Annotated in this window: 26 protein-coding genes, 1 tRNA gene and 1 pseudogene; 15 read left to right on the top strand and 13 right to left on the bottom strand. The window is 47.5% G+C overall.

Annotation, left to right across the window (positions count from 1 at the left end; all coding sequences use genetic code 11):
- Positions 1-5 precede the first annotated feature (5 nt).
- The 6 genes from Ga0123462_RS05570 to Ga0123462_RS05545 all read right to left on the bottom strand — a co-directional run bounded on the left by Ga0123462_RS05570 (position 6) and on the right by Ga0123462_RS05545 (position 8,450).
- The gene (locus Ga0123462_RS05570) at positions 6-2,474 is read right to left on the bottom strand and encodes a site-specific integrase (RefSeq protein ID WP_100265391.1); all 2,469 of its coding nucleotides are present in this window, start codon (positions 2,472-2,474) and stop codon (positions 6-8) included.
- Positions 2,467-4,836, bottom strand: coding sequence for a hypothetical protein (locus tag Ga0123462_RS05565; protein WP_100265390.1), 2,370 nt, complete (start codon positions 4,834-4,836; stop codon positions 2,467-2,469). Before Ga0123462_RS05565 ends, Ga0123462_RS05570 begins: the two co-directional genes overlap by 8 nt.
- A complete protein-coding gene (locus tag Ga0123462_RS05560) occupies positions 4,826-5,614 on the bottom strand; it encodes a hypothetical protein (protein ID WP_157821284.1) in 789 nt (262 codons plus the stop codon). Before Ga0123462_RS05560 ends, Ga0123462_RS05565 begins: the two co-directional genes overlap by 11 nt.
- A gap of 43 nt (positions 5,615-5,657) precedes the next feature.
- Entirely contained in the window at positions 5,658-6,644 is a 987-nt protein-coding gene (locus tag Ga0123462_RS05555) for a hypothetical protein (protein WP_157821283.1), read from the bottom strand.
- 289 nt (positions 6,645-6,933) lie between these two features.
- On the bottom strand, positions 6,934-8,133 hold the full coding sequence (locus tag Ga0123462_RS05550) for a type II toxin-antitoxin system HipA family toxin (protein WP_100265387.1): 1,200 nt from the start codon (positions 8,131-8,133) through the stop codon (positions 6,934-6,936).
- Positions 8,133-8,450 (bottom strand): helix-turn-helix domain-containing protein, encoded by a 318-nt coding sequence (locus Ga0123462_RS05545; protein ID WP_100265386.1) that lies wholly within the window; start codon positions 8,448-8,450, stop codon positions 8,133-8,135. Before Ga0123462_RS05545 ends, Ga0123462_RS05550 begins: the two co-directional genes overlap by 1 nt.
- Before the next feature lie 324 nt (positions 8,451-8,774).
- Here Ga0123462_RS05545 and Ga0123462_RS05540 point away from each other — a divergent pair, with 324 nt between their 5' ends.
- The 3 genes from Ga0123462_RS05540 to Ga0123462_RS05530 all read left to right on the top strand — a co-directional run bounded on the left by Ga0123462_RS05540 (position 8,775) and on the right by Ga0123462_RS05530 (position 10,239).
- The gene (locus Ga0123462_RS05540; protein WP_100265385.1) at positions 8,775-9,119 is read left to right on the top strand and encodes a hypothetical protein; all 345 of its coding nucleotides are present in this window, start codon (positions 8,775-8,777) and stop codon (positions 9,117-9,119) included.
- Between the two features lie 551 nt (positions 9,120-9,670).
- Positions 9,671-9,961 carry a type II toxin-antitoxin system RelE/ParE family toxin gene (locus tag Ga0123462_RS05535; RefSeq protein ID WP_198507409.1) on the top strand — a complete coding sequence of 97 codons (291 nt, stop codon included), beginning with the start codon at positions 9,671-9,673 and terminating at the stop codon, positions 9,959-9,961.
- Positions 9,958-10,239 (top strand): XRE family transcriptional regulator, encoded by a 282-nt coding sequence (locus Ga0123462_RS05530; RefSeq protein WP_100265383.1) that lies wholly within the window; start codon positions 9,958-9,960, stop codon positions 10,237-10,239. Before Ga0123462_RS05535 ends, Ga0123462_RS05530 begins: the two co-directional genes overlap by 4 nt.
- A gap of 473 nt (positions 10,240-10,712) precedes the next feature.
- On the opposite strand, the gene Ga0123462_RS05525 is transcribed toward Ga0123462_RS05530, so the two are convergent.
- A complete protein-coding gene (locus Ga0123462_RS05525) occupies positions 10,713-11,228 on the bottom strand; it encodes a hypothetical protein (protein WP_100265382.1) in 516 nt (171 codons plus the stop codon).
- Positions 11,215-11,487, bottom strand: coding sequence for a MarR family transcriptional regulator (locus Ga0123462_RS05520; RefSeq protein ID WP_157821282.1), 273 nt, complete (start codon positions 11,485-11,487; stop codon positions 11,215-11,217). Before Ga0123462_RS05520 ends, Ga0123462_RS05525 begins: the two co-directional genes overlap by 14 nt.
- Positions 11,488-11,878: 391 nt before the next feature.
- On the opposite strand from Ga0123462_RS05520, the gene Ga0123462_RS05515 reads away from it, so the two are divergent.
- The 3 genes from Ga0123462_RS05515 (at position 11,879) to Ga0123462_RS05505 (ending at position 16,128) form a co-directional block, all read left to right on the top strand.
- Positions 11,879-13,561 carry an MraY family glycosyltransferase gene (locus tag Ga0123462_RS05515; protein WP_100265380.1) on the top strand — a complete coding sequence of 561 codons (1,683 nt, stop codon included), beginning with the start codon at positions 11,879-11,881 and terminating at the stop codon, positions 13,559-13,561.
- Between the two features lie 102 nt (positions 13,562-13,663).
- A complete protein-coding gene (locus Ga0123462_RS05510; protein ID WP_100265379.1) occupies positions 13,664-14,401 on the top strand; it encodes a hypothetical protein in 738 nt (245 codons plus the stop codon).
- Positions 14,402-14,562: 161 nt separating this feature from the next.
- Positions 14,563-16,128 (top strand): hypothetical protein, encoded by a 1,566-nt coding sequence (locus Ga0123462_RS05505; protein ID WP_198507407.1) that lies wholly within the window; start codon positions 14,563-14,565, stop codon positions 16,126-16,128.
- A 5-nt stretch (positions 16,129-16,133) separates the two neighbouring features.
- Here the strand turns inward: Ga0123462_RS05505 and Ga0123462_RS05500 are convergent, their stop codons facing one another.
- The gene (locus Ga0123462_RS05500) at positions 16,134-16,748 is read right to left on the bottom strand and encodes a hypothetical protein (RefSeq protein ID WP_100265378.1); all 615 of its coding nucleotides are present in this window, start codon (positions 16,746-16,748) and stop codon (positions 16,134-16,136) included.
- A gap of 109 nt (positions 16,749-16,857) precedes the next feature.
- The gene (locus Ga0123462_RS05495) at positions 16,858-17,811 is read right to left on the bottom strand and encodes an FAD:protein FMN transferase (RefSeq protein WP_100265377.1); all 954 of its coding nucleotides are present in this window, start codon (positions 17,809-17,811) and stop codon (positions 16,858-16,860) included.
- Between the two features lie 139 nt (positions 17,812-17,950).
- On the opposite strand from Ga0123462_RS05495, the gene erpA reads away from it, so the two are divergent.
- The 7 genes and pseudogenes from erpA to Ga0123462_RS05460 all read left to right on the top strand — a co-directional run bounded on the left by erpA (position 17,951) and on the right by Ga0123462_RS05460 (position 22,709).
- Positions 17,951-18,313, top strand: coding sequence for an iron-sulfur cluster insertion protein ErpA (erpA, locus tag Ga0123462_RS05490; protein ID WP_100265376.1), 363 nt, complete (start codon positions 17,951-17,953; stop codon positions 18,311-18,313).
- Between the two features lie 140 nt (positions 18,314-18,453).
- Positions 18,454-19,666: pseudogene (locus Ga0123462_RS05485) on the top strand (RNA-guided endonuclease InsQ/TnpB family protein).
- Between the two features lie 78 nt (positions 19,667-19,744).
- Positions 19,745-20,680, top strand: coding sequence for an ABC transporter ATP-binding protein (locus Ga0123462_RS05480; RefSeq protein ID WP_100265375.1), 936 nt, complete (start codon positions 19,745-19,747; stop codon positions 20,678-20,680).
- Positions 20,677-21,447, top strand: a complete 771-nt coding sequence (locus Ga0123462_RS05475) for an ABC transporter permease (protein WP_100265374.1) — start codon at positions 20,677-20,679, stop codon at positions 21,445-21,447. Before Ga0123462_RS05480 ends, Ga0123462_RS05475 begins: the two co-directional genes overlap by 4 nt.
- Positions 21,448-21,503: 56 nt before the next feature.
- The gene (locus tag Ga0123462_RS05470) at positions 21,504-21,818 is read left to right on the top strand and encodes a BrnT family toxin (protein ID WP_100265373.1); all 315 of its coding nucleotides are present in this window, start codon (positions 21,504-21,506) and stop codon (positions 21,816-21,818) included.
- Complete coding sequence (locus tag Ga0123462_RS05465; RefSeq protein WP_100265372.1) at positions 21,790-22,059, top strand: BrnA antitoxin family protein; 270 nt, start codon at positions 21,790-21,792, stop codon at positions 22,057-22,059. The genes Ga0123462_RS05470 and Ga0123462_RS05465 overlap by 29 nt, the downstream gene beginning before the upstream one ends.
- 5 nt (positions 22,060-22,064) lie before the next feature.
- Positions 22,065-22,709: an RlmE family RNA methyltransferase gene (locus tag Ga0123462_RS05460; protein ID WP_100265371.1), complete on the top strand. Its 645-nt coding sequence runs from the start codon at positions 22,065-22,067 to the stop codon at positions 22,707-22,709.
- Positions 22,710-22,713: 4 nt separating this feature from the next.
- On the opposite strand, the gene tadA is transcribed toward Ga0123462_RS05460, so the two are convergent.
- The 3 genes from tadA to Ga0123462_RS05445 are packed head-to-tail and all read right to left on the bottom strand — an operon-like array spanning position 22,714 to position 24,973.
- Complete coding sequence (gene tadA, locus Ga0123462_RS05455) at positions 22,714-23,172, bottom strand: tRNA adenosine(34) deaminase TadA (RefSeq protein WP_100265370.1); 459 nt, start codon at positions 23,170-23,172, stop codon at positions 22,714-22,716.
- Positions 23,172-23,993 carry an ABC transporter permease gene (locus Ga0123462_RS05450; protein ID WP_100265369.1) on the bottom strand — a complete coding sequence of 274 codons (822 nt, stop codon included), beginning with the start codon at positions 23,991-23,993 and terminating at the stop codon, positions 23,172-23,174. Before Ga0123462_RS05450 ends, tadA begins: the two co-directional genes overlap by 1 nt.
- Complete coding sequence (locus Ga0123462_RS05445; protein WP_100266504.1) at positions 23,990-24,973, bottom strand: ABC transporter permease; 984 nt, start codon at positions 24,971-24,973, stop codon at positions 23,990-23,992. The genes Ga0123462_RS05450 and Ga0123462_RS05445 overlap by 4 nt, the downstream gene beginning before the upstream one ends.
- A 121-nt stretch (positions 24,974-25,094) precedes the next feature.
- Between Ga0123462_RS05445 and Ga0123462_RS05440 the strand changes: the two genes are divergently transcribed.
- A tRNA-Glu gene (locus tag Ga0123462_RS05440) sits at positions 25,095-25,169 on the top strand.
- 338 nt (positions 25,170-25,507) lie between these two features.
- A complete protein-coding gene (locus tag Ga0123462_RS05430; RefSeq protein WP_100265367.1) occupies positions 25,508-26,164 on the top strand; it encodes an Arm DNA-binding domain-containing protein in 657 nt (218 codons plus the stop codon).

Here is a 26,164-nt window from a genome sequence, read left to right as displayed (position 1 = left end):
TAAGCTTATGGTTTCGTAGACAGGACCATTCCTTCAAAGAGTTTTCTGAGACTCTTGCTTTGACGAATTCCCTCATAAGTAACATCGAGCAAGGCGTTTATCGTTTTATCCTTGTATTTTCCTGCCCGGGTGGTTCCGGATTTCCTTTTAGGCAGTAGGGTACCAATAGTTTTACCATTTAATTCCTCATCTCCAAAAACATCAGATACCCTTGTCATGGCATGTGCCTGTATGGCATGAAAGGTGTGGATATAAGTCCTGAATGTGGTTTGTTGGCCCAGGTGCCCCATAAGTTTGCTGAGCCTGATAAGGGAAGAACCGCAATAATTAGGTATTTCATCTACAGATTTCCCAGAGAAAAGGTATGCAGCTCTTGATCTGTATTCCGGGCTAAATATTTCGTGATCTCTAACTACTAGTGAATCGGTCATAGCAGGGTATCTGGCGCTATACATGCGTAGAAGCAAAAATGAGCAGCCGCTATGGCGAAGGGAGTGCAGTGCGAAGGATTTTCCGAAGAATGATTGTAAGAGTCTGATGGCTTGATCAGCCAATGCACTTCTTGTAAATCGATTCCTGTTCTTCTCCGGACCAAATAGGGCAATCCCTTTCAAGAGAGCATCATCGCGAAACTGTGTTCGCCTATAAGCGTAATAATCTGAAATGATTTTCTGAGCATATTCAGGGGCTAAAAGGTGGTAGGGCACTCTTCTGCGGGCAGATGCCGATTTTCCTTTCAGTATATCAATCCAGAGAAAGTCTTGGCTAATATCCAGATCCTTAAGAGTGAGTCTGCTGATCTCACCTGATCTCATGCATCCGTAGTAAGCCAAAAGACAAACGACAGCCAGCATGTGCATGAAGTGTGAAGGGTCATTTTTTTCCATAACAATTTTAATAAATGAATCAAAATCTTTTAAGCCGATGATCTCATTTCTCGGAGTGCCGCCTCCCCATTCCTGTTTAATATATTTAAGGTTTACGTCACTAAAGTATCCATGATCGTTAGCGTATTTGTATGCCTGAAGGTAAGGGGTTGTAATGGACTTCCTTGTTTTCTCAGATTTAATTGAGTCACGGGATAAGATATCCTCTAGTAGCAGTTCGTGGTCTTCTGGCTCCCATTCATCAAGGTTTGCACTATCCGGGTCATTTAGCAGGCCATTATAAAATACACGGTATAGGTAATCATGGAACGTTGATGCGGCAATTGGATTTGAGCCTGTGGCTTTACTTTCAATCCAGTTCAAAGCGAGGTGAAGTGCACTTTTTGGATTGCCTGTGATTTTATCGGCTTCTGCTTTTGCTTCATTGATAAGCTGAGTTACTTTTGCTGTCACTCCGTCTGCAGCTATTTGTTGGTGTTCTTTTACGGTGCTTTTGACTTTCTTACAAAGCACTTTAATGACCAACTTGCTTTTACCGCACCAATCATTGTCATCAATTGATTCGACGGGTAATTCCTTTACTGCAACAGATGAAAGTGATTTCTTGGCCTTAAAAGTCTCTATCCCATTCCAATTGATACGCCTGTTTCCTGATGTGTTGTTTTCATCCGTCGTTAGTGCACATGCAAGCTCTCTAGGGTGAGCTACTGGCAAAGCGTACCCAGATTGTACGGTTGCAATGTATGGCTCTAATCCAATTTCCCTGTTCAATACAGTAATCAATGGCGCCACATTGCCAAACTGCTCCCAAGTCTCGGGTACACTTACGACTGGATGCTCTTTCTTAAAGCCTTCAATAAAACCCTTATACATATCTTTGAGAAGTTTGAGCGCCTTTTTGCGTCGTTCTTTTTTGCTACTGCTGTTGCTATCGGTTAAAAACAAATACTTTTCTTGTTGCCACTTAGGCTTCTTCAGCAGAAAAGAGGTGAGAATGAACTGGGTAGTTGTTGGTAAATATAGGATGCTGTATTTATCCGACTTATCATCTGGGTGTATCCTGGTTCGGAACGAGAAATTACTCATAAGATCGGTCGGCTTAAGCTCTGAAAGCATGGAGTAGATGATGGGTTTACCAAATCCGGCCTCACAGGAGGCTGAGAATGCAACGGCAAATGGAAACAAGATTTCTTGATCTATTCCGGCATTGATGGATGAGGCAAGCCATGTGTCCCAGAAGAATTTTCGCAATTTAACAACCGCACCTGAATGTACGAACTCAATTTCTTTCCTGGTTAACATGGATTTACGCGGTTTTTTTATGGGGATTGCTGGCAATGCTGCATCGGAAAGCCCCATTTCATTCAACCAGTTCAGTACATCGTGAATGTAGCCGTCAGCCTTTCTTTTAGTGTGCTTGATCTCTTTTGAAGCAGCGATTTCATTCTGGATCACGGAAAGGCGGAATGCATCAATATAAGGGTTTATGTTGATGTGGGGCAGGCATACCTCTAAATATATAATTCTGTTTGCCGTCCAGAAACGAGGATCACTATTGATGATTCCATAGGCTTTAGTCTCAAACATGGAAGTTTACCTTTAAGGGCTTACCGACAAGCCCTTTAATGAGTTCATCAATTTTATCCTCAAGTGTTGGATAGCATGTGAACGATGTGGTGGACCAAGGGTTGAACATGTCGAGGCCTTCACGCCCATGTGCCATGTATTCATCCAGTAAAATATCAGGAACATCCTGATAGAGGGCGGTTGCATTTTTGTGGCGAAAGAGATTGTTGGCTTTGACTGGCAAGCTAAAACTGAGACCATTCTCGGCTGTTAATTTGGTAACGATGTCTCTTACCTTTGCTCCGGTCATCCTTTCGGGGACAATCATTCTGGAATTTTTGCGAAGGCGGAAAGTAAGGGCAAGATCGTGATGAAATTTTCGAGTTTGATTCAATATCAATCCTCTCTGCTTAGCCCATAGCTCAAGCTTTTCCAGATCCTCTCTACACTGCATGATTTGCGCTTTAAGGACCTTGTGCACGGGCGCTACATTTATCTCAGTGAAATCTGTGGAAGGTTTAGTGTCGCTATATGCCAGATCAAAATGCTCGTTTGCTGAAAACGTTGTTTTTTTACCAGGCGGTCGAAGGGCTGTTGCGACCTGAGTCAGGAAATAAAGGTTTAGATGCTGAAGTTGAAGCGTCAAAAACACGTGCTGGATTTCACGTTCACCTCTGTACCAGTCAATCCTGTCGTTGTGATCATGGAATTCACTTCGTATGAATGCCATGAATTTAAAATATTCATCTCTATCAGCATCCAGTCTGCTGCCAATGGATCCAGAGGGTGAACTTTCCTGATTGAACTGACGGAACAAAGCAATGTATTGCATGAACTCGACTGATCCTTGGCCATTCCAAATCATGTTTTCTACTAAATCGAGAACGCCCTGTTGGTATTTCTGGTTGAGCTTCTCCATATCAAACCGGTAATAATGCGCTTGAGCTGCATATTGATAGGGGATCGTACCACTCAGAAATGATGCCTCTAAAGGGCCTTTAAAACAGTCTGCTGCAAAGACAGTGTGAAAGGAGCTTTTAATTCGCCGTGCTGTGGGGGTAAGACCTGGGTGATGCTGTCCGAATGCTTGTGCACGATAATCAAATTTATCGGCAATCACTTTAAAAGGATGCTCATCCTTTGAACTTTTAATAACTCTGCATACCTCTGCAGGTAAAAGAATTTCCATGAACTGATCTGCATGGCCTCCATCTGCATCAGGCCAGGTGGCATGACCATTGTTGAGGGAGACGTATAAAATTTCTGTGTCGCATCTGAAGTAAATAAGCCCCTCTTTGAATGCCATTTGTTCAGTAGTTGAGACCATCTCAGCCAGCCTGTCTTCTGGGACTCCGCAAGAGAGCAGAATAAACGCATACGCAATATCGAGTTCGGTGGCATCCTCATCCTCAAATAACTCACTAAGGAAACGGGATAGAGCTAGCAGGGTTAGTCTGTGTACATCTGTAATTGCAAAATTATTACGTGCACCCAGTGCTTGATATTTGTACATGAGTGTACGCTGATCATCTTTTTTTGTGAGTCTGGATCCTGCCTTTCCGGTCTTTCTCTTGTACGCGGCCTCAGATTCCGCTGAGTCGTATGGATCAGATGTTTCTTCGACATCAAATGGCATGGAGGAGGGGGCATCAGCTGAATCTATAGTATCATTGCTTAAGGTTGGCAGTGATTCACATTCTGGTTCATCCGCTCGTAATGGACATGCAAAAGTTCTAGTATCACATAATATACTTTCTATAACCTCCCATTTTTCATTGTCATTTATTGTCTTACATAGAGGTGTATGCTTAAGTTCAGTAATGAACTGCAAAATGCGTATGCGAGAGGATTTAATTGAACCTGAAAGAAGTTCAGGATGCTTGTCGGCAATCTTAATAAGCACATCCCGGACTCGGTATGTATGTTCATAGTATTGCCTACCGTTACAGGGGGTCGAGAAATCAACCTGACAAATTGATAGGAAAACTTTGCATGCACTAACGTAGGCGTCATCCTTGTTTTTCAGTAACCATTTTTTATGAAATTTAAGGATTCCAAATAGGGCGGGGAACTTTTTTGCGCCGTTGTTCGCATCTTTCCAGATTACCTTCGATGCTGCTTGGCTTGCCCAGTGCTTTTTGATAGAGAATAGCTGATCTTTGGAGATGTGATTAGGATCATAAATTTCCATATCAATTAACATCTGACAAAGAAGTGATAAATACTTTGAGGGTGATGGGATTTGAAAAATAAGCAATTGAGTTAATTCCCTTATATCATCCTGAGCGCTGTCAGCCATCAACGTAATTAAATCCGCCATAGCCTGATCTGGTAGGGTGGCGATAGGATCTCTCTCTATATTGGATAAAGATTTATTTTCCATTGTGACTCAATTTTTCAATGTATTTGTTTAGTCGTTGAATAGCTTGGTCAAGTTGGTTGTCACTAATGAGAGCGTCGAATGTTTTGATCTTTTCTTCTGAATTCAAAAGTTTAATGACTTCTTCGTAACAAAGGGCGCCTTTAGTACGCGCAAATTGATTCCACAGCTCTTCATTTGATTTTGGATGCGCTTTATCAGAACTATCAGATGATGACTGTTTTTGAGAAGCAGCTTCTGGACTCTCGACTTCTTTTTTATGGGGAGTAACAGCGTCATGTTTTGCTTTTCGCCGGCCTAGTGTCCTAAGCGTTTTACCCCACGCGCCCAAAAGGCTGAAAAAACATTCGTCAGTCATATTTCTGCCTAGAAAGAAGAACCTTTGTATTAACCCTTTAAAATATGGATTCGTGTAATATTCCTCAATAAACCTTTCACATGATACTGAGCTCCGAGTGGCTGGGATGTAAAACTCACACATGATTTTCAGTTCCTGTGTTTCCACTACTGAATGTTTCGAATCATCGACAACAAAGCATCTTAAATGGGTGGCCTGATACTGCTTTGTAATGCTCGCCCAATAGGAGGCATCATCCAAACATTCGAACTTGCCTTCGCCTCTCTGAATTAGAATAGGGAAGTGGGGGCAGTCCACTTCATGTTTTTCTGATGGATATTCATATCCATTTGGAAGGTGAATATTATCGATACATTTAATCTCGATGTGGCAATATTTTCCAGAAGACTTAAATGAAGGTGAAATATAAAGAAAGGCATTCATGCGGAAAATGTCCCGCCGGCTAGACAGTGGGGTGCAAAAAAACTCATGCCCCAACACCCTTCAAAATGATGCCCTTTAAGATATGATCAATATGGGAGGGAGAAGGGTCAGTTGAAGGCTCAGTGATAACTACAAATTCACCGTTCACTTTGAATCCAAGAACTCCAACGCCCTCCGGTATTAAATCTGGATCAAGTTCAGATATGGTCTCAGGTATAATCAACCAGGCAACATTGCAGTACCTGCTCATCTCATGAAGTTGCTTCATTTTTCCTGGTGTGAGTTGCAGTGATATCTCAATACCATGAACTACCATGGGAGAATATTTTGTCTCTTTTACAAGCGCAACCAAGCCGGGCGCATAATAGGTGGGTTCATAGGGATTCTGGAAATCACCTACTTTAATTCGGCCTTCAGCCACCACATCAGAAAGCAATTGATAATAGATTGGCTCCTGAATATTAAGCCAGGATGGGCCTAGCTTCCTAAGTGCGTCTAGAATCTTCGCCTTCATTATGGCATTGAGCTGGGTTTGATTCTTTCGATCCACCTTGGGTGTAGAAATGTTGCCCCTAGCAGTTTGTCCTTCCAGTGCAGGCTTAAATGCATTCCAGCGATCTCGAAGTTCTTTTCTTCGGATAGTACCAGCAAGAATCTCATCCATTGTTAAATAGATATCCTCTTCATCTACAACCCTTGAAATCTTTTCTAGAAGCTCAAAGTTTTCTGCACTAACGTGTTTCTGTAGCTCTTCTAGGGGTGGATATTCGCGGCCCCTAAATGCTGCTGACCTTCTTAAATTATTGTACTTCCTGCCGACTGAAAAATATCGCCAAAGCGTTGCCATTCCATAACCAATTTCTTTGCCGAATTCATCAAGCCATTTGCTGAATGAGTCAGACTTTCCTTCCCAATATTTACTTTCATGCACTGCAATAATGAGTGCCGCCAATTGACTCCAGGTTCTTTCCTTTCCATCCAGAATGGCTGAAATCGCTTCCTCAATTTGTTTGTTGGATGATGAAATCATGGCCGCATTGTAGCTGGATTCGGTCATTATGTCTAGCCGGCGAAATAGATGCTGTGTACTGAAGCAGTATCTCAATCTGAGGCAATAGCAGTGAATTCTGAAGTTCGCACTTCAACTGGCTATGGGACTATGTTTTTTCTGAATGAGGCACCCGCCTTGACAGTCATCCTTTTGGGGAAGGGGTTGTTCAATTGAAACAAGTCCACATAGATGAAACCGGGTATGTCATAAATAGATTTACTTATCCCCATAGGCTTTATGAACTCTTTAAGCAGAACGAATAAAGGTGCTACTTCTCAAGTTTTTTTCGCTGCCTCTCAATGTATGAGTTAAAGTACTGAATCTGATCTGCCGGCACACCATAGTTTGAGCATACACCTGGCCAGTTGGTGGCAACTATCTCAACAACCTCATCTACAATCTTTTCAGCAGTTGAAGTAGCCATCTTAAAGCGGGCGGCAAGGTTTCCTGTCGCCTCGCTTCTATATGGGCCAACATCGTTATTACAAAATGAGAGGGTATGAGTTGCCCTTTGGTTCACATCAGGCAACAGATCGTAGGCCGGAGTGAGGCAGTATCCATCTCGGTAGTACAGGGAGAAGTTCTTTAAATGATCATCCGTGTTGCCGATAACTGCATTAAATATCATCTGTTTGAATAGTGCCTGTAAGTCATCTGCGGGCACTCTAGAAACCGTACGAATAACGTCGGCCATTTGTACATAACTGGAGTGATAGTATCCAGTCACATTCAGTAGGCTTTGCATACTTATCATGTGCCGACAGCCATCTTCTGTTCGATCAAAGCGGTCAAGACACAAAACCTTCGTTTTACTTAACTCCAGAACTTTAAACTCGGGAACTTTCATGCCTGCCATACGAGCAAGATCAAGGCATGCAGCCTCTAAGCCGACCACATCATAGATGTCCCGAACACTTGAGAACTTTACGATCTTAAGGCTTTCATCTTCTCCAATAACGTTTACCTTAGGATGTGCTCCACCGGATGATCCTGCGGATCTGAATAAGCGCTGCAGCATGGCACTGTCCTGTAGTTCACCTCGTTCAAACGCCGTGGCTGCCTGTACAAGCTCGTCAATTGAATTGATTGACTCCTGATATCGCTCTTCAGGATGATTTCCTTCAAGCCGCTCATAGCTAATCGCTCCAATTGCTTTGTGATCAAGGTATTGCAGAAGAAGGTGAGGGGACTGCTGGGCATGAGATAAGTTTAAAGCCCTTCCCATCAAGGCTCTGCCCCAACCATCAGGCAAAGAGTCCTCAAACACGCCAAATAGGACCTTATTTGTTTCATGGGAGTTTTTTTGCGTGGGGAGATTGATCGGATCTATTGCAAACGATGAACTTAATTTCCGGTATGTGTTTGCATAGCGAAATGCGCACACCTCTCCCGTGCTGACGAGGTCACCAACCTCAAGGGTGGATCCAGACTCGCCTGTCAGGCGAACTTTATAAAGAGCTCGTTCCATTAAGTCTTTCGCACCCTTTTTCGTTTAGCGGTCTTATTGGTTGCCTGATCGAACTGATCAAACAAGCTCTTCTCTTCAGTAAATAACGAGATCCATCGATCTATTTGGCGAGTGATCTTTGCGGCCTCGAGCCAGGTTCCGATTTTCACCGTTGGATCTCCAGCCTCCATACGGCTGTATGTGCGTAGTGATACGCCTAGCCGTGTTGCCATGGTTTCTTGTGTATCTTCGAAACTGTTAATCCGAAGATCCTTTAGGTTTAGGCCCATCTGCTTACAGGTGTTTACGATGTCGTTTGAAAACGCCGTTTTTTTCATGGCTGTATTATGTCATATATTGCCTATTAAAGTATACATATATATTTAATGAGCAATATATAGCATGTTGTGCGGATTTCCTATGGCCCTGAAGGTATGCTGGCTCCTATGGTTGATAGTAATTTTTTCAACAGCCTTGGAAGGGTGAGCGTGTTTGTCAGGGAGAAGAAAAAAACAGCAACAGAAGGAGTGGCGGGGTTCAGGTAGCACTGCATCTTATTGCTGTTCACTCATTGACTGGTTTACGTTTTATTGGAGATTAATGGCTAAATAACCCAATAGCCAAATCTATTGTAAAAACTAATAAAAAAAGGAGGTGGTTCAATGTTTACTATCATCAACAATAAATCTAAAGTGAAATTTAATGTAAAAATTTTAAATAAAGGGGACCAATACGGTTTAAATAAATGTTTAAGGCATGATGAAGAAGAACCAGTAGTTGAGTTTTACGATGCAAGACATAAGAACTCTGATCCAGAAGGTCAATTTATATCACGTTACTATGTTAAAACATTACTCGGCATGGATGATGAGTTATTATCTGAGGACATCACATTGGGGCAGAGGGGGCTTTGCTTGGATGGGAATCACTCAGATACATGGTATCTCACTCCAGAAAATTGTATGTGTGTCGGAACTTGGATACGTAGTGAATTAGGCTATTTTTAACCATTGGATACCTCTTACGGCATCGCAAAGCCTTCTGCGATCGGGTGATCTTGAGGCCGAAAATCTTCAATCGGCAAAATCGGGTTAGTCAGATGTTGGCGCGTGATGATTGACCTGATTGGCGATGAACCTGCTTTCTTTTCTGCTTTGGATAATCCTCCAAGGCCAAATTCTGCTTTGGTTAATGCAGTGAAGGAACACAGAAGTAATTGAGTAATGTGTTCGAGCCACTGCCGTTCGCCAATGTCATAATTAGTAATAGTTCAGCAGGGTGCAGGTTTGGAAAGTGTGTGTCAATTTGGCACAGAATCGTCATTTTTTTATTTATTTTGAAATAATAGCCCCTCATCAGGGTGCATCATTTTTATCTTGAAGGGAATTACCTGGTGTTTATCGATTGGCATGCCAACGTATAAATATAAAATGTCAGTATAACGTATCGCAAATAAATACATTGACATTGGTGTACCTATTTTGGTACACTTCGACGAATAAAGAGACTTAAGCCAATTCCAGCAAAATTCTACCGAACCGCGAGAGGGAATGAGCCGGTGAGAGAATGGCTGAAGGGCTTAGATTTGGAAGATCGGAAGGTAATTGGAAGAGATATCCAGACCGTTCAGTTTGGCTGGCCAATTGGGATGCCATTGGTCGACAACATTGAAAGAGATATCTGGGAAGTTCGCTCAAAGATGAAAAATGGAATTGGCCGAGTTCTTTTTGCGATGATAGAAGGCGAAATTGTGTTGCTACACGGATTTGTAAAGAAAACTCAGGCAACGCCTGATAACGATAAGAAATTGGCTCGCAACAGATTGAAAGAAGTTAAAGGAGAGAAATGATGAGTAAGCATATTGGTTCGAATTTTGAAGACTTTTTAGTCGAAGAGGGAATGCTTGCTGATGCAAAGGCAACTGCGATCAAGCGTGTTCTCGCTTTCCAGTTACAGCAAGAAATGGAAAAAATGCATATCTCCAAAAAAGCGCTTGCAGAAAAAATGAGCACGAGTCGTTCATCTGTAGATCGCCTTCTTGACCCAAACAACCCTTCGGTAACTCTTCTGACACTGGAGGCTGCAGCTGAGGCTATTGGAAAGCGGCTGACTATTTCACTGGCTTAAGCTATCAGGCAACCCCTTGGCCCTGGCTCCTAGCCAGCTGTCCCTCATGGTGATTTCTGATCTTGAAATGCAAAAGCCATTCATTTGAAAAAGCGATGGTTCATTTGACACAAGTCGGCTCAGATGAAACCGGGTATGTCATTTGAAAGAATGGATTCTCAAATGAGAGAAGCAGGGCAGGGTCAATATTATCTCTCATTTGAGCAATGAGTTAGTCATCTGACAAAAAGAAAATGTTTCAAATGACACACCTGTCTTTCAAATGAAAAAACACAAAATGTCCACTAGGCGCTTGTCATTTGACACATTGGTTACTCAATAGAGTAGGGAGGAGATGTCCATCGACAGTGCCTAGCTTGCGATAATGCACCTTATACAAACCGACATTTGCGACTGATTGTTTGAACAGTAGCCAGTTCAAAGAAAAGGGGAGCCCATCCGGCTGCTCCCCTTTTTCGTTCCTCGGCTGTTTGTTATCGATTGTAACGCTGTTTTAAACGCTGATCATCAAGCCACGACTCCAGCTTCTCCAGGCAGCCATGCTTTGCAGCACAATCACGACTGAACTGCTCAAGCTCGGGATGCATCAGGCTAAGGGCAGCCACATCATGCATATCCTGCTGCCCTGCGGCGATACACTTGCTGGTGATGAAATCTGAGATGATGGCAATGCGGAGGCCAGCCTTCATCTCAAAGCGCGCCGGTGAGATTCCTGTTTCCGAAGCCGGAAGCACCTGAAAGTCGATACCTTCATACGCCCCATGAACCACCCAGCTCAGATCCCCTGGCTCACTGCTGCGCCGCACATCCGAGGCGATGCCTGCATCATGCAATCGCTGTACAATCACATCGGGATCGAGCTCTGCGGCAATATCGACACCGGGGGTGAATCGCTCCACGCCGTAGACGGCGCCGCAGATGCCGCCGATCAGCACCCCCTCGGGATCGAGCAGGGCCAGCAGCCTTGACGCAGCCTCACTGAGCTGCATCGATGCTCACCTTGAATGCAAACATGTCGTCGAGCCTCTGCAGCCGCTGCTGATAGATGCTCTCGACAATGGAGACCTTACGCCCGTTGCGGATGGCAGGGCGGATACTGATCAGTCCGGCAGCGGCCAGCTCCTTTACATGATCGAAAACGCGCCGGTAGTTGCGCCCCGTTTGGTTCGCCAGCTGGTAGATCGGCAGTGGCGGGGATGCCTCGATCACAGCCAGCAGTTCACTTTTCCTTCGCGTCATTTTTGGCATATATGACATTCTGACGATCAGCGTCATGAAAAGCAACGGAAAGATTGGTTAACGGAGTGTCAAATGAGAGCCTCCAGCAAGAGTGTTTGACACTTCGCAAGATTGATAACTTATCTAGGTTTTTTGGATTAAACTGCCAAGTGCAGCTTCAGGAAGTTCAAGTTGTGGTATTGAAATCAATGTAAATTGACTCTCGATAACTGCTGTTATTACGATTGTGGGCGATAGGTGGAACCCGCTCAGGAAAGAGCCGCATACATAAATAATGGGTAGTACCCTTCATTAGATTGACGTACGGATTCTAAGCACTAGGTTTTCCTTGCTGGTGACTTTGACAACCTTCAAGGCACCATCTATAAGTAGTAGCACGAAACTAGAAGGATCTTATCAAATGTCACTGGAAGACTTGGGACTACTTTTTTTCACTGTCCTTATCCTGTCACTACTGCTTACGCCTCTGTCTGCACACTTCGCCGCTTTTGTAGGTGCTGTTGACCATCCTGTTGAAAGAAGTGTCCACAAGACTGTCATGCCTCGAATGGGTGGGCTGGGCATGGCGCTGTCTCTTCTTGTTATTCTGCCGCTACTTGTCGATATCGACCGGATACTCCTTGGGTTTCTGGCAGGGTTGCTGATTGCCACGCTTACCGGCGTTGCTGATGATATCTGGGCAATTTCCCCTAAGCTTAAGTTCGCCGGTCAGGTCATTGCCTCTGTTGTCTTCATAGAGCTATCAGGCGTGCAGATGGACTCTTTCGGTGACCTGTTCTCTTTCGGTGATATTACCTTTCCGGGTCTATGGGCCTTTCTGATCACACTGGTCTGCCTCTTAGGTGTTACTAATTCGATGAATCTGTCTGATGGCCTGGACGGCCTCTCCGGCGGCATAACGGCAATCTCCTGCTTCTTCTTAGGAGCGTTTGCCCTGGGTATCAACAACGGGAATGCATTCCTTCTCCTGACTGCAATACTTGCCGCTGTTCTGGGTTTCCTGAAGTTCAATACGCATCCTGCTAAACTGTTTATGGGTGACACCGGAAGCCTTATGCTCGGTTTCGCGCTTGCCAGTGTAGGTGTCATGCTTGGGTCTAGTGGGAAGATGGCTCCGATCAGCGTTGCAATAATTCTGGGTATACCCGTTGTTGATACGATTCTTGTAATGAGCCGCCGCATAGTGAAAAGAAAAAGTCCGTTTCATCCTGATAAAACGCACATTCACCACCGTCTGCTGGCTTTAGGGTTCTCACATGCGACTGTGGTTTCCATGATCTACGTTGGCATGATTTCTTTTGGCCTGCTGGCACTGGTTGTAAAGGATCTTCCGGAATACTGGCAGCTTGCCAACGGTGTGGCCTTGATGGCGGTTTTCTATGGCGTTTTGTTCCTGTGTGAACATCATCAAATATCGTTTAAAACTATTGTGAAGGCGAACAAGGAAACTGAAGTTTTGCGTCATGATCTGGTAGTCATGCTTGGAAAAACTACAAGCTTCTTTCCATATGTGATCCTTGCCGGACTCAGTGTGCCGCTTCTCTTCTCCACAGCCATAGAAGCGGAGATGGCAACAGTGGGGTTTGCTGTAGTGGTGTTTGTCGCATTGGCCTTTCCGTGGAAAAATGAAGCAAAACAGCTGGCGGTTGTCTGTGGTCTTTTCTACCTCAGTGCATACGTCATCCTCTTTGCCTGGGGAGTCTCCTCATATGAGCAGTTCGATCTGACGTTATATGCTGTGATATTTATGGTCTTCATCTCGATCTGGGCGGCTTTGAAAATCAAATTCAAGCAACGCAAAACAAAGTTCCTGACATCCAGTTTTGAGATATTGCTTATTTTTACCTCCTGGTTTATTCCTTTCGTGGTGCTGCCGGCCATTGAAGTCCCTGAAAAATTTTCAGTGGCGACAAAACTGGCCTGCCTTGGTGCTGTCCCGCTGTTCATAGCGATTAAACTGGTTGTTAGAAGAAAATCAGCTGATGGCTGGCCCACGGATGATCGAAGGAAGGCAACCAAAAATTGGCCCATGGCAACGGGTATGATTATGATACTTTGCATCATCATCTTAAAAAGTATTTAAAAGCCGTTGATCCCTGAAACCATTGGGCGCTAATAGCGAATCACTGCGATTATTAACTGTTGGTCTGGCACTGTTTTCCGGTGTTCGTGAGGATGCTCAATCGTGGAATCCTTAAAGAATTACCGGCTTATCATCATGGCATTAACAGGCATACCTGTACTTCTGATGACTGACAGCCAGTATGGAGATAAGCTTCTTCTGGGTTATGGTCAGGAGTTTGCAACACTACTGGTTTTTATTGCATTCACTGCTGCATATCGCGCATATCCGCTACGCATAAAGCATGTGATGTTGATTGGCATGTTTGTCGGCATGGCCGGTGAGCTGTTTCTCTCCCTTGGTTTAGGGATGTATCATTATAGGCTGGAAAATGTACCCCTTTGGCTACTTTTTGGCCATGGTCTTATCTTCGCACTGGTATTCAGGATCTCCCATAAACCGTGGATTATCAAAAAAACAGATGTCATTCAGAATACACTGCTGCTTCTTGCTGCTTTCTATAGTACGTTATGGCTGATTTGGGCCAATGACTGGTTTGGCTTCCTGTGTGCGATTGCTTTTATGGTTATCCTTTTTTCTGCAAAAAAATCACGGCTGTTTTTTTTAATAATGTTCACGGTTGTCTGCTATATTGAACTCATTGGTACAGCGACAGGTTGCTGGTATTGGCCTGAGACTGCGTTTAATGTGCCCGCATGGCCGACCAGTGGCAATCCACCCAGTGGTATTGCTGTGTTCTACTTTGTTTTTGATGCGATTGTTTTCTGGGTCTATATGCATCTGTTGCACCCAAAAACAAAATTGCGCTATCAGAATAGCATCCTTAGAAAATCATCATGACTTTCTTGCTAATCCAAAGCGCTTTAGTGTTTTTATCTATATCTTATTAGCGAGGCGTTGCCTGATTGCTTTAAAGATAGCTAAAGTGTTTGCCGTACGCCTAGACTCAGGAAATGGTTGTGGGCAGCATTAACTGCACAGGAAAGGGGAAATTAACCAACATGGCTGTTCAATCGCATCGTTTTTTTCGGCTCTGCTTTGCTCTCATCGTTCTATCTTTTTCAACACTCGTCGTTTCTCCGGTTATACTGCATGCGGCCGACAAGCAGTCAGATCAGAGCATTAAGCCTACTGCCGCAAAGTTCCGCCTTACCTACGAAAGCGTAACCCTTCCTGCCAATGAAAAAATGGGCTTCATGGGAGGTGGCTTCCTCTACGACATCAGTGACTGGTTCTCCATTGGGCCGTTTGCGTACGGAGCTTTAACCGGGCAGCGCGGTGGGTTTATTACTCTCGGTGGTGCTGCCGAGCTCAAGAGAGAGTTAACCGACGCACTCGAGTTGAACAGTGGCCTGTTTGTCGGGGCAGGCGGTGGCAGGGGAGGTTTCCAGCTTTCCGGTGGCGGTCTGATGCTGCGATACCATGCCGGTGTAACACTCAAAACGGATCACTTCGGCCATTTCGGGGTTGGTGTCAGCTACCTCGACTTCCCGGATGGGACTATTCACAGTACCCAGCCTTATTTCGCTTATGAGTACCCGTTTAATACACTTGTTGGATCTGGCTGGGATTATTCGAATGAAGCGGAGTCAGCACCGGTAGGGCGGGCATTTCAGGCTGAGCAGGAGCTGGCTCCAGTTTTTCGCACTTACCGGATACCTTCAGGAGTACTGGCGGACAATGGTGCGGCTCAGCATCGAACGATTCATTTAATGGGTGCCGAGTGGAACCGCTACCTCGATGACAACTGGTTTTTGCGCATTGAATCTGAAGGGGCAATGGGCGGCAAGAGTAATGGCTACATGCAGATCCTGCTCGGTGCGGGATATCGCATGGAAGTTCTGGATGGTACATGGCTGAAACTTTCCGCATCAGCAGGTGTGGCTGGTGGCGGCAATGTGGCGACCGGTGGCGGTTTTATTGTCGATGGCGTGGTCTCTCTGCAACAGCGGTTGTCTGAACACCTCTATGCAGAGGTTTCAGGCGGCTATGTAAAGGTTCCAGAAACCAACTTCAGGGCCATCAGTCTGGCAGGAAAGATTGGATATCACTTCTTTACCCCTGATCTTGGTGAGGAAACCATCCCCATGTCGGATCTGGCCTCGTTCAACGGATCAAGGTTCAGAATCAGGGCAGCCCATCAGAGCTACCTGAAGGATGCCCCGAACTGGAGAACGCATCACGCCAATCTCAACGTGAATAATCTGGGAATACAGCTGGATGCTTTCCTTCATGAAAATTTCTTTCTTACCGGTCAGGGACTCGCTGCATATTCAGGAAAGGCCGGTGCCTATATGACCGGACTTGTCGGCGCCGGCGTTCATTTACCCCTGTTTGGCTCGCCTCTTTTTATCGAAGCTGAAGGCCTCATAGGTGCGGCCGGTGGCGGAGGCATGGCTGTTGGAGGAGGGCTTGTGTGGCAGGGCAATGCAGGATTGGGCTACCAGCTGACCGATGCCCACAGCATGATTGCACAATATGGTTATATGGCTGCACCCAAAGGAAATTTCAGGGCCAGAGTGTTAACGCTGGCGTTTGCCTATAACTTTTCACTCTTTACGCGTTAAAGGACCTATATCCGGCCGAAAACAGGATCCTGTAGCCTATGCCTGTGGCAGATAAAGGAAAACAGGCTATAGATGCCGACATGGAAGACGACCAGCAGCGGCACTGCTAAGAGCGGTACGCCGAACATCTGATAATCCCAGGAGTAATTCCAGACCCCGAAATTAATCGCAATGATCTCGCCCCAGGTTGGCAGAATCGCAGATAGTGTCACGGCCAACACTATTTTATCCTTCAGTGTCCTGAGCCCCAGAAAGTGAATACAGAACTCCTCAATCCGGTAGAGGGCTACAAATGCGAAGCCCCATGCGAAAGGCAACCAGGCCGGAAAATTGCGGCCATCGGTAAGACCATTGTAGCTCCAGTAGCCATTCTTGATGCCCCACAGTTCAACCAGTGAGCCCAGAGCTCCGGTCAGGATCGTGCCACAAATGAGAATAAACCCGCGTGCAAAAGTAGGCCTTGTTTTGTAGGTGCTCCAGCTGATCAGGGATCCAATCACCAACAGAACCCCGGCTGCGGCCAGATCATACTGGTGAAGCAGACCAATACATGCACCACCGACAAACAGTGTGGTGAACGATCTCAGCAATCTTAGCAGTAGTGGGTTGAAATCACGCATTTTATTCTCTGGCTGTTTTCTCTCTTCATTTATATGGTCAGGTGGAACCCTAGTTTCTTAATACTCAGTATCAAGGGTTCTGGTGTTGATCAGTATAGCACAGATACTTCTACAGTGTATTGATGATAATTTCCCCTTTATAATCAATAATTAAAGACTTTATGTTAATGCCATCAATAACGGCCGGGCTTTGATTGCCCAGTATAAACAGGGCAGTGCTCCATGCATCTGCGAGCATGGCACTCTCTGCCATGACGGTTGAACTTTGAACCTCAGTTGCCGGCATACCCGATTCGGGATTTAGAATATGGTGATAGCGCGCACCGCCATAAATATAGAACCGCTCGTAATCGCCCGATGTCACCACTGCCACATCACCTTCAAGCTCCAGGGATTTGATCACTTCGCCCTTGTTTCGCGGATGGCGGATACCGATTCGCCATGGCCGATCCCCATGACGTCCGATCAGTCGGATATCGCCGCCAGCGTTGATGATCGCATTATGGATGCCGTGCTGTTTCAAGGTTTCGATGCCGCGGTCAATGGCATAACCCTTGGCTATGGCGCCAAAGTCCAGAACGCAGCGCTCATCTGATCTGATCCAGCCAGCTTCAGTTTTTTCGATGCAGTGGAGTGGGGGAATGGCAGCTTCAATCTCCTGTTTCCCAGGCGGCAAAGAGGGTGAGTCCGGCTGGGAAAAGCCCCAGAGCATATTCAGCTTTCCAAGCGCAGGATCATATGCGCCATTGCTCTTTTTCTTTATCTCTAATGAACTGTTCAGCAGTTTGCTGACCTCATCAGGCAATAAGAGCGGAACGCCAATCTCACTTCTGTTGAACTGTTTGATACTGTTGTCGTGATCACCGTAGATGGTGAACAGATCCTCGATACGCTGCATCTCGTTCGCAGCCTCGGAAATGGCAGTCGTTGCGGTTGCTTCATCCATCCCTGTTACAGTGAACTCCACCAGTGTGCCCATGATAAAACGGCTGTCGCGTATATCGGCAGGCGCAGAACATGAAGTAATAATCAACGAGAGGATCAATAAGCAGGAGCGCAACATGGCGCTATTGTTGCCTCTGAAAGGGCATGTGCAACAAAACAATAATTCTTATGGGTTTGATATCTGCCGAAAATTCCTGATAATTTCGCTCGGGTATACAGAATCCATGTTTCCCGACAGTTATACGAGGTGATGATCAATGACAGTAACGCTGACTGAAGCTGCAGCTGATAAAATACAGGGCCTTCTGGACCGTGAGAATAATGCAGAGCTGAACCTGCGCGTATTCGTATCCGGTGGCGGCTGCTCCGGTTTCCAGTACGGTTTCACCTTCGACGACCAGATCAATGATAATGATACCATTGTTGAGAACCACGGCGTTAAACTGCTGGTGGATCGCTCAAGCCTCGATCTGCTTAACGGTGCAGAGATTGATTATCAGAGCTCCATTCAGGGTGAATCGTTTGTCATTCGCAATCCGAATGCGGCCTCCACGTGCGGCTGTGGCAAATCATTTACGCCGTCCGAATCCGGCAGCGGCTGCGCCAACGCCGGCTATTGAAAACTGACATATCTGACAACGGGGCCTGAAGGCCCCGTTTTTGTTTATAGCAAGCGCCGTAAAACCTCTGACTTCAGTCAGGGGATCACAGGCGCCTCGTGCGGTTGATTAACCGCCACGTGCAGGTACAATCGTACACCATGGAGATACTGAAAGCATACCGGTTCCGGCTTGAGCCGACTCCCGAACAAAGACAATCGTTTGTCGAGTTCGCGGGCTGCCGTCGCTTCGTTTGGAACAAGGCGCTGGAACTGAATCTCTACCGGCTGGATCACAAGCGCCCGATCATCCGGTACCGCGACATAGCCGGTATGCTCCGGCTGTGGAAACAGTCGGATGAGTTCGGCTTTCTGGCTCAGGCACATTCGCAGGTATTACAGCAGTGTCTCAAGGATTTAGACCGGGCATTCGCTGATGCCTTCGATAAAAAACAACCTGGTAAGCGAATGCCTCGATTTAAGCGGAAAGGATTGAACGATTCGTTCCGGTTTCCGCAAGGCATCAGGGTGGATGGAGCCCGTGTCTTTCTTCCGAAGATCGGGATGGTTCGCATGCGCTTGTCCCGGCCTCTGGCCGGAGAGATCCGGTCTGCCACAGTGTCCAGGCGCGGCAAGCACTGGTTTGTATCCATCCTCTGCCGGGTAGAAGTGGATACGCCGGTTCATCCGTCCGATTCGATTGTCGGAATCGACCGCGGTGTGGTGAATCTGGCAACCCTGTCCGATGGCTCAGCGTTCGAGGGATCAAAGCCGCTTCGCCGGCTGTCGCGGAAGCTGGCCAGGCTGCAGCGTCAGCTTGCCCGTAAGAAGAAGCTCTCTGCCAACTGGCATAAGCAGCGGGATCGAATCACCCGACTGCACATCAATATCGCGGATGCCCGAAGCGACGCGATCCACAAGGCAACCACCACGATCAGCAAAAACCACGCGATCGTGTGCCTTGAGGAGTTGCGTACACGCAATATGACGGCATCTGCAAAAGGCTCAGCTGATGAGCCCGGCTCCAACGTCCGGCAGAAAGCCGGGCTCAACCGATCCATACTCGATATGGGTTGGTTCGAGTTCGGACGGCAGTTGGAGTACAAGCAGCAGTGGCGCGGTGGACAGGTGATCCTGATCGACCCGCGCAATACGTCACGGAAATGCTCGGCCTGTGGGTTCACCGACAAAGGGAACCGCGCCGATCAGGCATCGTTCTCATGCATGGCCTGTGGCCATGCGGAGAACGCAGACGTGAACGCTGCAAGGAACATTCTGGCGGCAGGGCTTGCCGCTACTGCCTGTGGAGGGATAGGCCGCAAGGCTCCCCGCGAAGCAGGAACCGGAGGCGCAGCAATGCAGCCTCTCCCGTTAGCCGCGTGATCGGTTTTGGGAATCCCCTGACTTTAGTCGGGGGAGGATGTCAAGCATATAGGGAGTATGATTCGCCACTATGAATGCGCTTGAAATCACCGGCCTGAGCAAAACCTACAGCAATGGCAAAACTGCCCTGAACAATGTGAACCTCACGGTTCCGCAAGGTAGCTTTTTTGCGCTGCTCGGGCCCAATGGTGCCGGTAAAAGCACCCTGATTAACATGCTGGCGGATACGGTCAGGCCAACATCTGGCAAGGTAAACCTCTTCGGAAAAAACCTGTTTCTCGATCGCGCATGGTGCAAAAAGCGCATAGGGGTTGTGCCTCAGGAGATCGCTTTCGATCCCTTTTTTACGCCACGTGAGGTACTTCGCTTCACATCCGGCCTGTTCGGCTGTAAGCCTGATGAAGCCTGGTTTGATGAACTATTCGAGCGGCTCGAGCTGAAGGAACACTGCAATAAAAACACCCGCCAGCTCTCCGGAGGCATGCGGCGCAGACTGCTGGTGGCTCAGGCGCTGGTGCATCGCCCTGAACTTGTCATTCTCGATGAGCCCACAGCCGGCGTGGATGTCGAACTGCGCAGGCGTCTCTGGTCCTTCATGCGTGAACTCAATGAGAAGGGGATTACGATTCTTCTGACCACGCACTATCTCGATGAAGCCGAAGAGCTATGCGACCATGTGGCAATCATAGATCAGGGTAACCTGCTGACCGCTCGCCCCATGCGTGAGATGATGCGTGAAATTGCTTCATCGCATCTATGCCTCAACTACGGCAGGGCAATAGAACTCACGGACGATGATCTGGCTGCACTGGCATCGTTTGAACCCAGGGCGACGGAAGATGGCGTCTGTATGAAGCTCGGCCGCCTGGAAGGGGACAGATCGACCTTTCATGTTGCCTATGAAGCAGCCGTTTCGCGTTTCGGTCCACCTGTTGATGCCGGTGTTCGCTCAGAGGATCTTGAGGACGTTTTCCTGCGCCTGACAGCCAAGGAGAAGGCGTCATGAGACCAATGAACCCCAGAGGCACCTGGACACTGTTCCTGCGTGAAATACGCCGCTTCCTGAAGGTGAAGATGCAGACCATCCTCACGCCTGCACTTACAGCCATCCTCTATCTGGTGATATTCCGTTATGCGATGGGCGACAGGCATGTGCCCGGCCTTGATGTGGATTACTTCACCTTTCTGGTGCCGGGGCTGGCCATGATGGCGATGCTGCAAAACGCCTTTGCCAACACCTCAAGCTCCATGATTATGGGGAAGGTGATGGGGATGCATATCTACCTGCTGATGGCACCGCTCTCCGCTATTGAAGTGGTCTTTGCCTTTCTCGCTGCTGCAGTGGTTCGTGCTGTAATCGTCGCGACTGTGTTTCTGGCTGTTCTGCTGCCATTCGTTGACCTTACCCTCATGCATCCGGGCATCATTCTTCTCTACGGCATCTGCGGGAGTGTCATTATGGGAGGATTTGGTCTCGTCGCAGGTATGTGGGCCAAGGATTTCGATAATGTCGCGATGATTACCAACTTCGTGATTCTGCCTCTAACCTTCCTTTCCGGCGTCTTCTACTCTGTAAAACAGCTGCCTGAGTTCTGGCAGCATTTTAATTACGCCAATCCGTTCTTCTATCTGACTGACGGGTTCCGCTACGGCTTTCTTGGTACCGGGGATACCGATCCCTTTGCATCGGTTGCTATTGTCATCGGCTCAGTTGCGGTTACGTTTATCGCTTGCTGGTACCTATGGCAGAGTGGCTGGAGGATGAAGGAGTGAGCTTTATGCTTTGCTTTAACGTTGAATTGTTTCGTATATGGTGATAATATACGCACATGGTTGATTTCAGCTTAATCACAGGGTTTGACTGGGATAGTGGTAACAGCAGGAAAAATGCAGACAAGCATGGAGTGACACAAGAAGAGGCTGAGCAACCGTTTTTCAACCAGCCGTTGATTGTTGTTTTAGACAATGCTCATAGCTCCAGTGAACTGAGGTTTCATGCGCTAGGTATAACAGACTATGAGAGACGTCTTCACATTACATTTACTTTGCGTGAACGTGAAAAAAAGATCCGGATAATTTCAGCCCGGGATATGCATCGCAAAGAAAGGAGGATCTATGAGCAAGCATCAAAAGAAGCGTCCTGAATTTAAAGATGAAGCAAGTGAGCGTGAGTTTTGGGAGTCTCATGATTCTTCCGACCTGGTTGACTGGAGTAACTCTGTTCAGTTGCGTCTTCCGAATTTAAAGCCATCTACCAAAGCAATTTCTATTCGACTGCCCGAATCTATGCTTGAGAGAATCAAAATTGAGGCCAATAAGCGTGATGTTCCATACCAGTCTCTTATCAAGATATGGCTTAGTGAACATTTAAGCAAAGCCGCATAAAACTCGTGGGTTACAGTTCCAAGAATAAAGCGGCGCGCAAAACCTCAGCCTGGTACCAGCGCCATGCCAATGACCCGCATGTGAAACGGGCCCAGAAAGAGGGGAAACGCTCACGCGCAGCATATAAACTGACTGAAATACTCGATCTGCATAAGCTGGAGATTAAAAAGGGAAGTGTAGTCGTCGACCTTGGCTGTGCGCCCGGCTCCTGGAGTGTTGAGCTTGCCAGTCGGGTGGGCGCTGAAGGGCTTGTTATCGGGATCGACCTGCTTGAATTGACCCCGATTACCGGCGTAACCCTGATCAAGGGTGATTTCGACTCTCCTGAAGGGCAGGAAGCCCTGAAAAAGGCCCTGAACGGACGTCAGGTGGATGTAGTCGTCTCGGATATGGCTCCAGAGATGAGCGGCAACAAGCTTGTGGACCAGATGCGTATGATCGGGTTGAATGAAATGACACTGCACTTTGCTCGCCAGTACCTGCGACCGGGTGGTGATATCCTGATGAAAACCTTTATGGGTGAGGGATATGACAACTTCCGCCGCGAACTCGGAAAATCATTCAAGCGCATTAAAAACATTAAACCGGATGCCAGTCGAAAAACGTCTCCGGAGTTCTTTCTGCTCGGACTTGACTATAAAGGAGAGTAGGGCGTTAAGCCTTTTGTCGCCTGCTGCGGAAAAACCCCTTTAACAGATCACCACACTGATCGGCCAAAACGCCTCCGGTAACTTCCGGCTGATGATTCAGGCGCTCATCAGAAAGAACTTCGTAAAGTGACGCTACAGCGCCTGTTTTCGGATCTCCTGCTCCATAAACAACACGGCCTATTCGCGCATGTACAATTGCGCCGGCGCACATCAAGCATGGCTCAAGGGTTACATAGAGCGTGCTGCCGGTAAGGCGATAGTTCTCCGATATCCGGCAGGCCTCGCGAATAACACGCATCTCAGCATGGGCTGAGGCATCATGAAGGGAAATCGGAGCATTGTGGGAAAGCACTTCTGTGCCATCTGCAAGCAGCAGCAGGGCACCTACTGGAACCTCGTCATTTTCTGCTGCAATTTCAGCCTGTTGCAGCGCAAGATTCATGTAGAATGTGTCGTCTTTCATTAGCGTTTCAGCTTCGGATCAAAGTAGTCCCGCAGACCTTCACCCAGCAGGTTATATCCGAGTACGGTGATTAAAATCGCGAGGCCGGGAAACATGGATAGCCACCATGCAATCTGAATATTGTCTTTACCCTCGGTAAGAATATTCCCCCATGAAGCATCGGGGGGCTGCACACCAAGCCCAAGAAATGAGAGGCCCGACTCGACAAGCACGGCACCGGCGATGCCGAGTACAGCCGAAACCAGCACCGGCCCCATGGCATTGGGCAACAGGTAGCGCCACATCATACGAATCGAAGATACGCCCAATCCCTGGGCGGCCATGACAAACTCCCTATGGCGAAGCGAAAGGAATTCAGCCCGCACCAGTCGTGTTACCCCCATCCATGATGTCAGGCCGATAACAATCATGATATTCCAGATAGAGGGCTCAAGAAATGCAATGACAGCGAGAATCAGGAAGAAGGTGGGGAAGCAGAGTACCATATCGGTAAGGCGCATCATGACAGCATCGGTTTTGCCGCCTGCAAAGCCCGCAACAGCACCCAGTATCAGCCCGATCAGTAAAGAGATACCTACGGCCACAAAACCAACGGCAAGCGACACACGGGCTCCGTAAAGCATTCTGGAAAAGACATCACGCCCAAGGGTGTCGGTGCCGCACCAGTGCTCCCAGGATGGCGGCATCAGGATCACCTTAACATTGATGGCAGAGGGGTCGTAAGGCGCGATCCAGGGTGCCAACAGCGCCAAAACCGTAACGATGGCGACGATCAGGCCACCGGCAAACATCAATGGGAAGGATCTGGCGAATGCAATCATCTGCCTCTCCCGTGCCGAATGCGCGGGTCAGCCCACGCATAGGAGATGTCCGCGATCAGATTGCCCAGCAACGTCAACACCGCACCAATCACGGTAATGCCCATCACCAGCGGGTAGTCGCGCGACATGACCGCCTCAAAAAAGAGTAGCCCCATTCCGGGGAGAGAGAACAACTGCTCGACGATGACAGAGCCGCCAATCAGGCCGGGTATAGAGAGTCCGAGAAGGGTGATAATGGGAAGCAGCGCGTTCTTGAGGGCCAGCCTGTAGCGGATACTCTGTTCCGGAACCCCCATTGCCCTGGCAGTTGTGATGTAGTCAGAACTGATCACCTCCAGCATGCCGGTGCGCATAAAGCGGCTCATACCTGCAAGCCCTCCGATTGCGGAGACGAAAATAGGAAGCAGAAGGTGGCTTAACAGGTCGAACTGCTGCTGCCAGAAACCCATCTGCTGCCAGTTGTAGTCGTGAAGGCCTGAAATTGGCAGCAGGTTCATGTTAACGCCGAGGGTGATCATGAGCAGCAACCCAAGCCAGAAAGAGGGGATGGCAAAACCGATAAAGACGAATACCGTCATACACTTATCAAGCCATGAGTCACGTTTTACCGCACTTATAATACCGATAGGAATGGCGATAAGGATAATCAACAGCATGGCGAGGATATTGATCCACAGGGTCACAGGAATGCGCTCAGCGATTTTATCGATAACATCGCGCCCATCAGCCGAGAACGATTTACCGAAATCAAGCTGCACGAGCCTTTTGAGCCACTCCAGGTACTGCTCATACAGGGGCTTATCGAGACCGTAATAGGCACGAAGGCGCTCAATATCCTGTGCCGAAACCTTGGGATTAAACTCCTGGCCAACGACAACCGGCTCGCCCGGCGCAAGGTGCATCATGCCGAATGAAATGATTGTGATCCCGAAGAGCAGGGGAATCATGCCGGCAAGTCGTTTGAGCAGATAGTTAGTCACAGCGGGACTATAGCGAAGGCAGATCAAAATAGAACAGATTGCAGCCATTTGAATGGCTGAATAGAAGTTTGCCATTGACGCAGAGCGCAGAGATCATTACAAATCGCCCTCCGCAAAACATGCTCCGTTCGTCTAGCGGTTAGGACGCTGGCCTCTCACGCCGGTAACAGGGGTTCGATTCCCCTACGGAGTACCATATCAATCAAGCACTTACGGAATTCCGTGAGTGCTTTTTTTATGCCTTGAAATCCTTGTTAGCTGTAGCAGGCATTCCACTGGATCACCAGCCCCCATGAATCGGCTTTCTGAAAGGGGAAGGGGCCTTCATAACATATTCTCTGTGATAAACTTTAAGATAAGGAACCAGCATGTACTCATAATAATGACATGTGCGCATGTGTTGGTTCTTTTATCTGTTGTTTCCCCCTGTTTTCTTAAATATGATAGGGACCAACAAAAGAACCAACATACTATCTTGTTGGTTCTTTTGTTGGTTCTTAAAGCGTATTATAAAGACCAACAATGAGGTCGAGCATGCCACTAACTGATGCGGAAATAGAAGCCACTAAAGTGCCTTATGGAAGAAACCAGTATAAGGTCAGCGATGGTGGCGGACTCTATCTACTGGTGAAATCTTCAGGCAGGTACTGGAAGCTGGCCTACCGTTTTGAAGGCAAGCAGAAGAGCCTTGCCTTAGGTGTCTATCCCTCAGTAGCGCTCGAAGAGGCACGGGAAAAACGTGATGCTGCCAAGGCACTTCTTGCGCAAAACATCGATCCGGGTGAACTGAGAAAACAGGAGAGGATAGAACAACGCGCGGCTACTGACAGCCAGGAAACGTCGGAAGAGCCTTCTAATAAGCTCAGATCAGAAAGGCCGGCAGCATTGTCCCAGGAAGAGCAGCAGAACCTTGAAGATCGCCGCTTGTGCATTCTAATGATTCTTGCCGGCTCAAAAACATACGCGACCAATGAAGCTCAACTGCTTCAGGATCTTGAGGATCAAGGGCACGGCATCTCATTTGATAGACTGCGAACTGATATTGCCTGGCTGTATGAACAACATGCCGTACAACTAAAGAGCGGTGCGCTCTGGGGTGTTTATCTCACGCACTCAGGCCTTGATGCAGCACAAGGTCGCATGTGGATCCCGGGGATTAAGCGGCCCGAAACGGACGTTCAGGCAGATTGA

Source organism: Mariprofundus ferrinatatus, from assembly GCF_002795825.1.
In the GTDB taxonomy this organism is placed as follows: Bacteria; Pseudomonadota; Zetaproteobacteria; order Mariprofundales; family Mariprofundaceae; genus Mariprofundus; species Mariprofundus ferrinatatus.
Note: the sequence above shows the minus strand (reverse complement) of the source record. Positions and strands in the feature narration are given on the sequence as shown.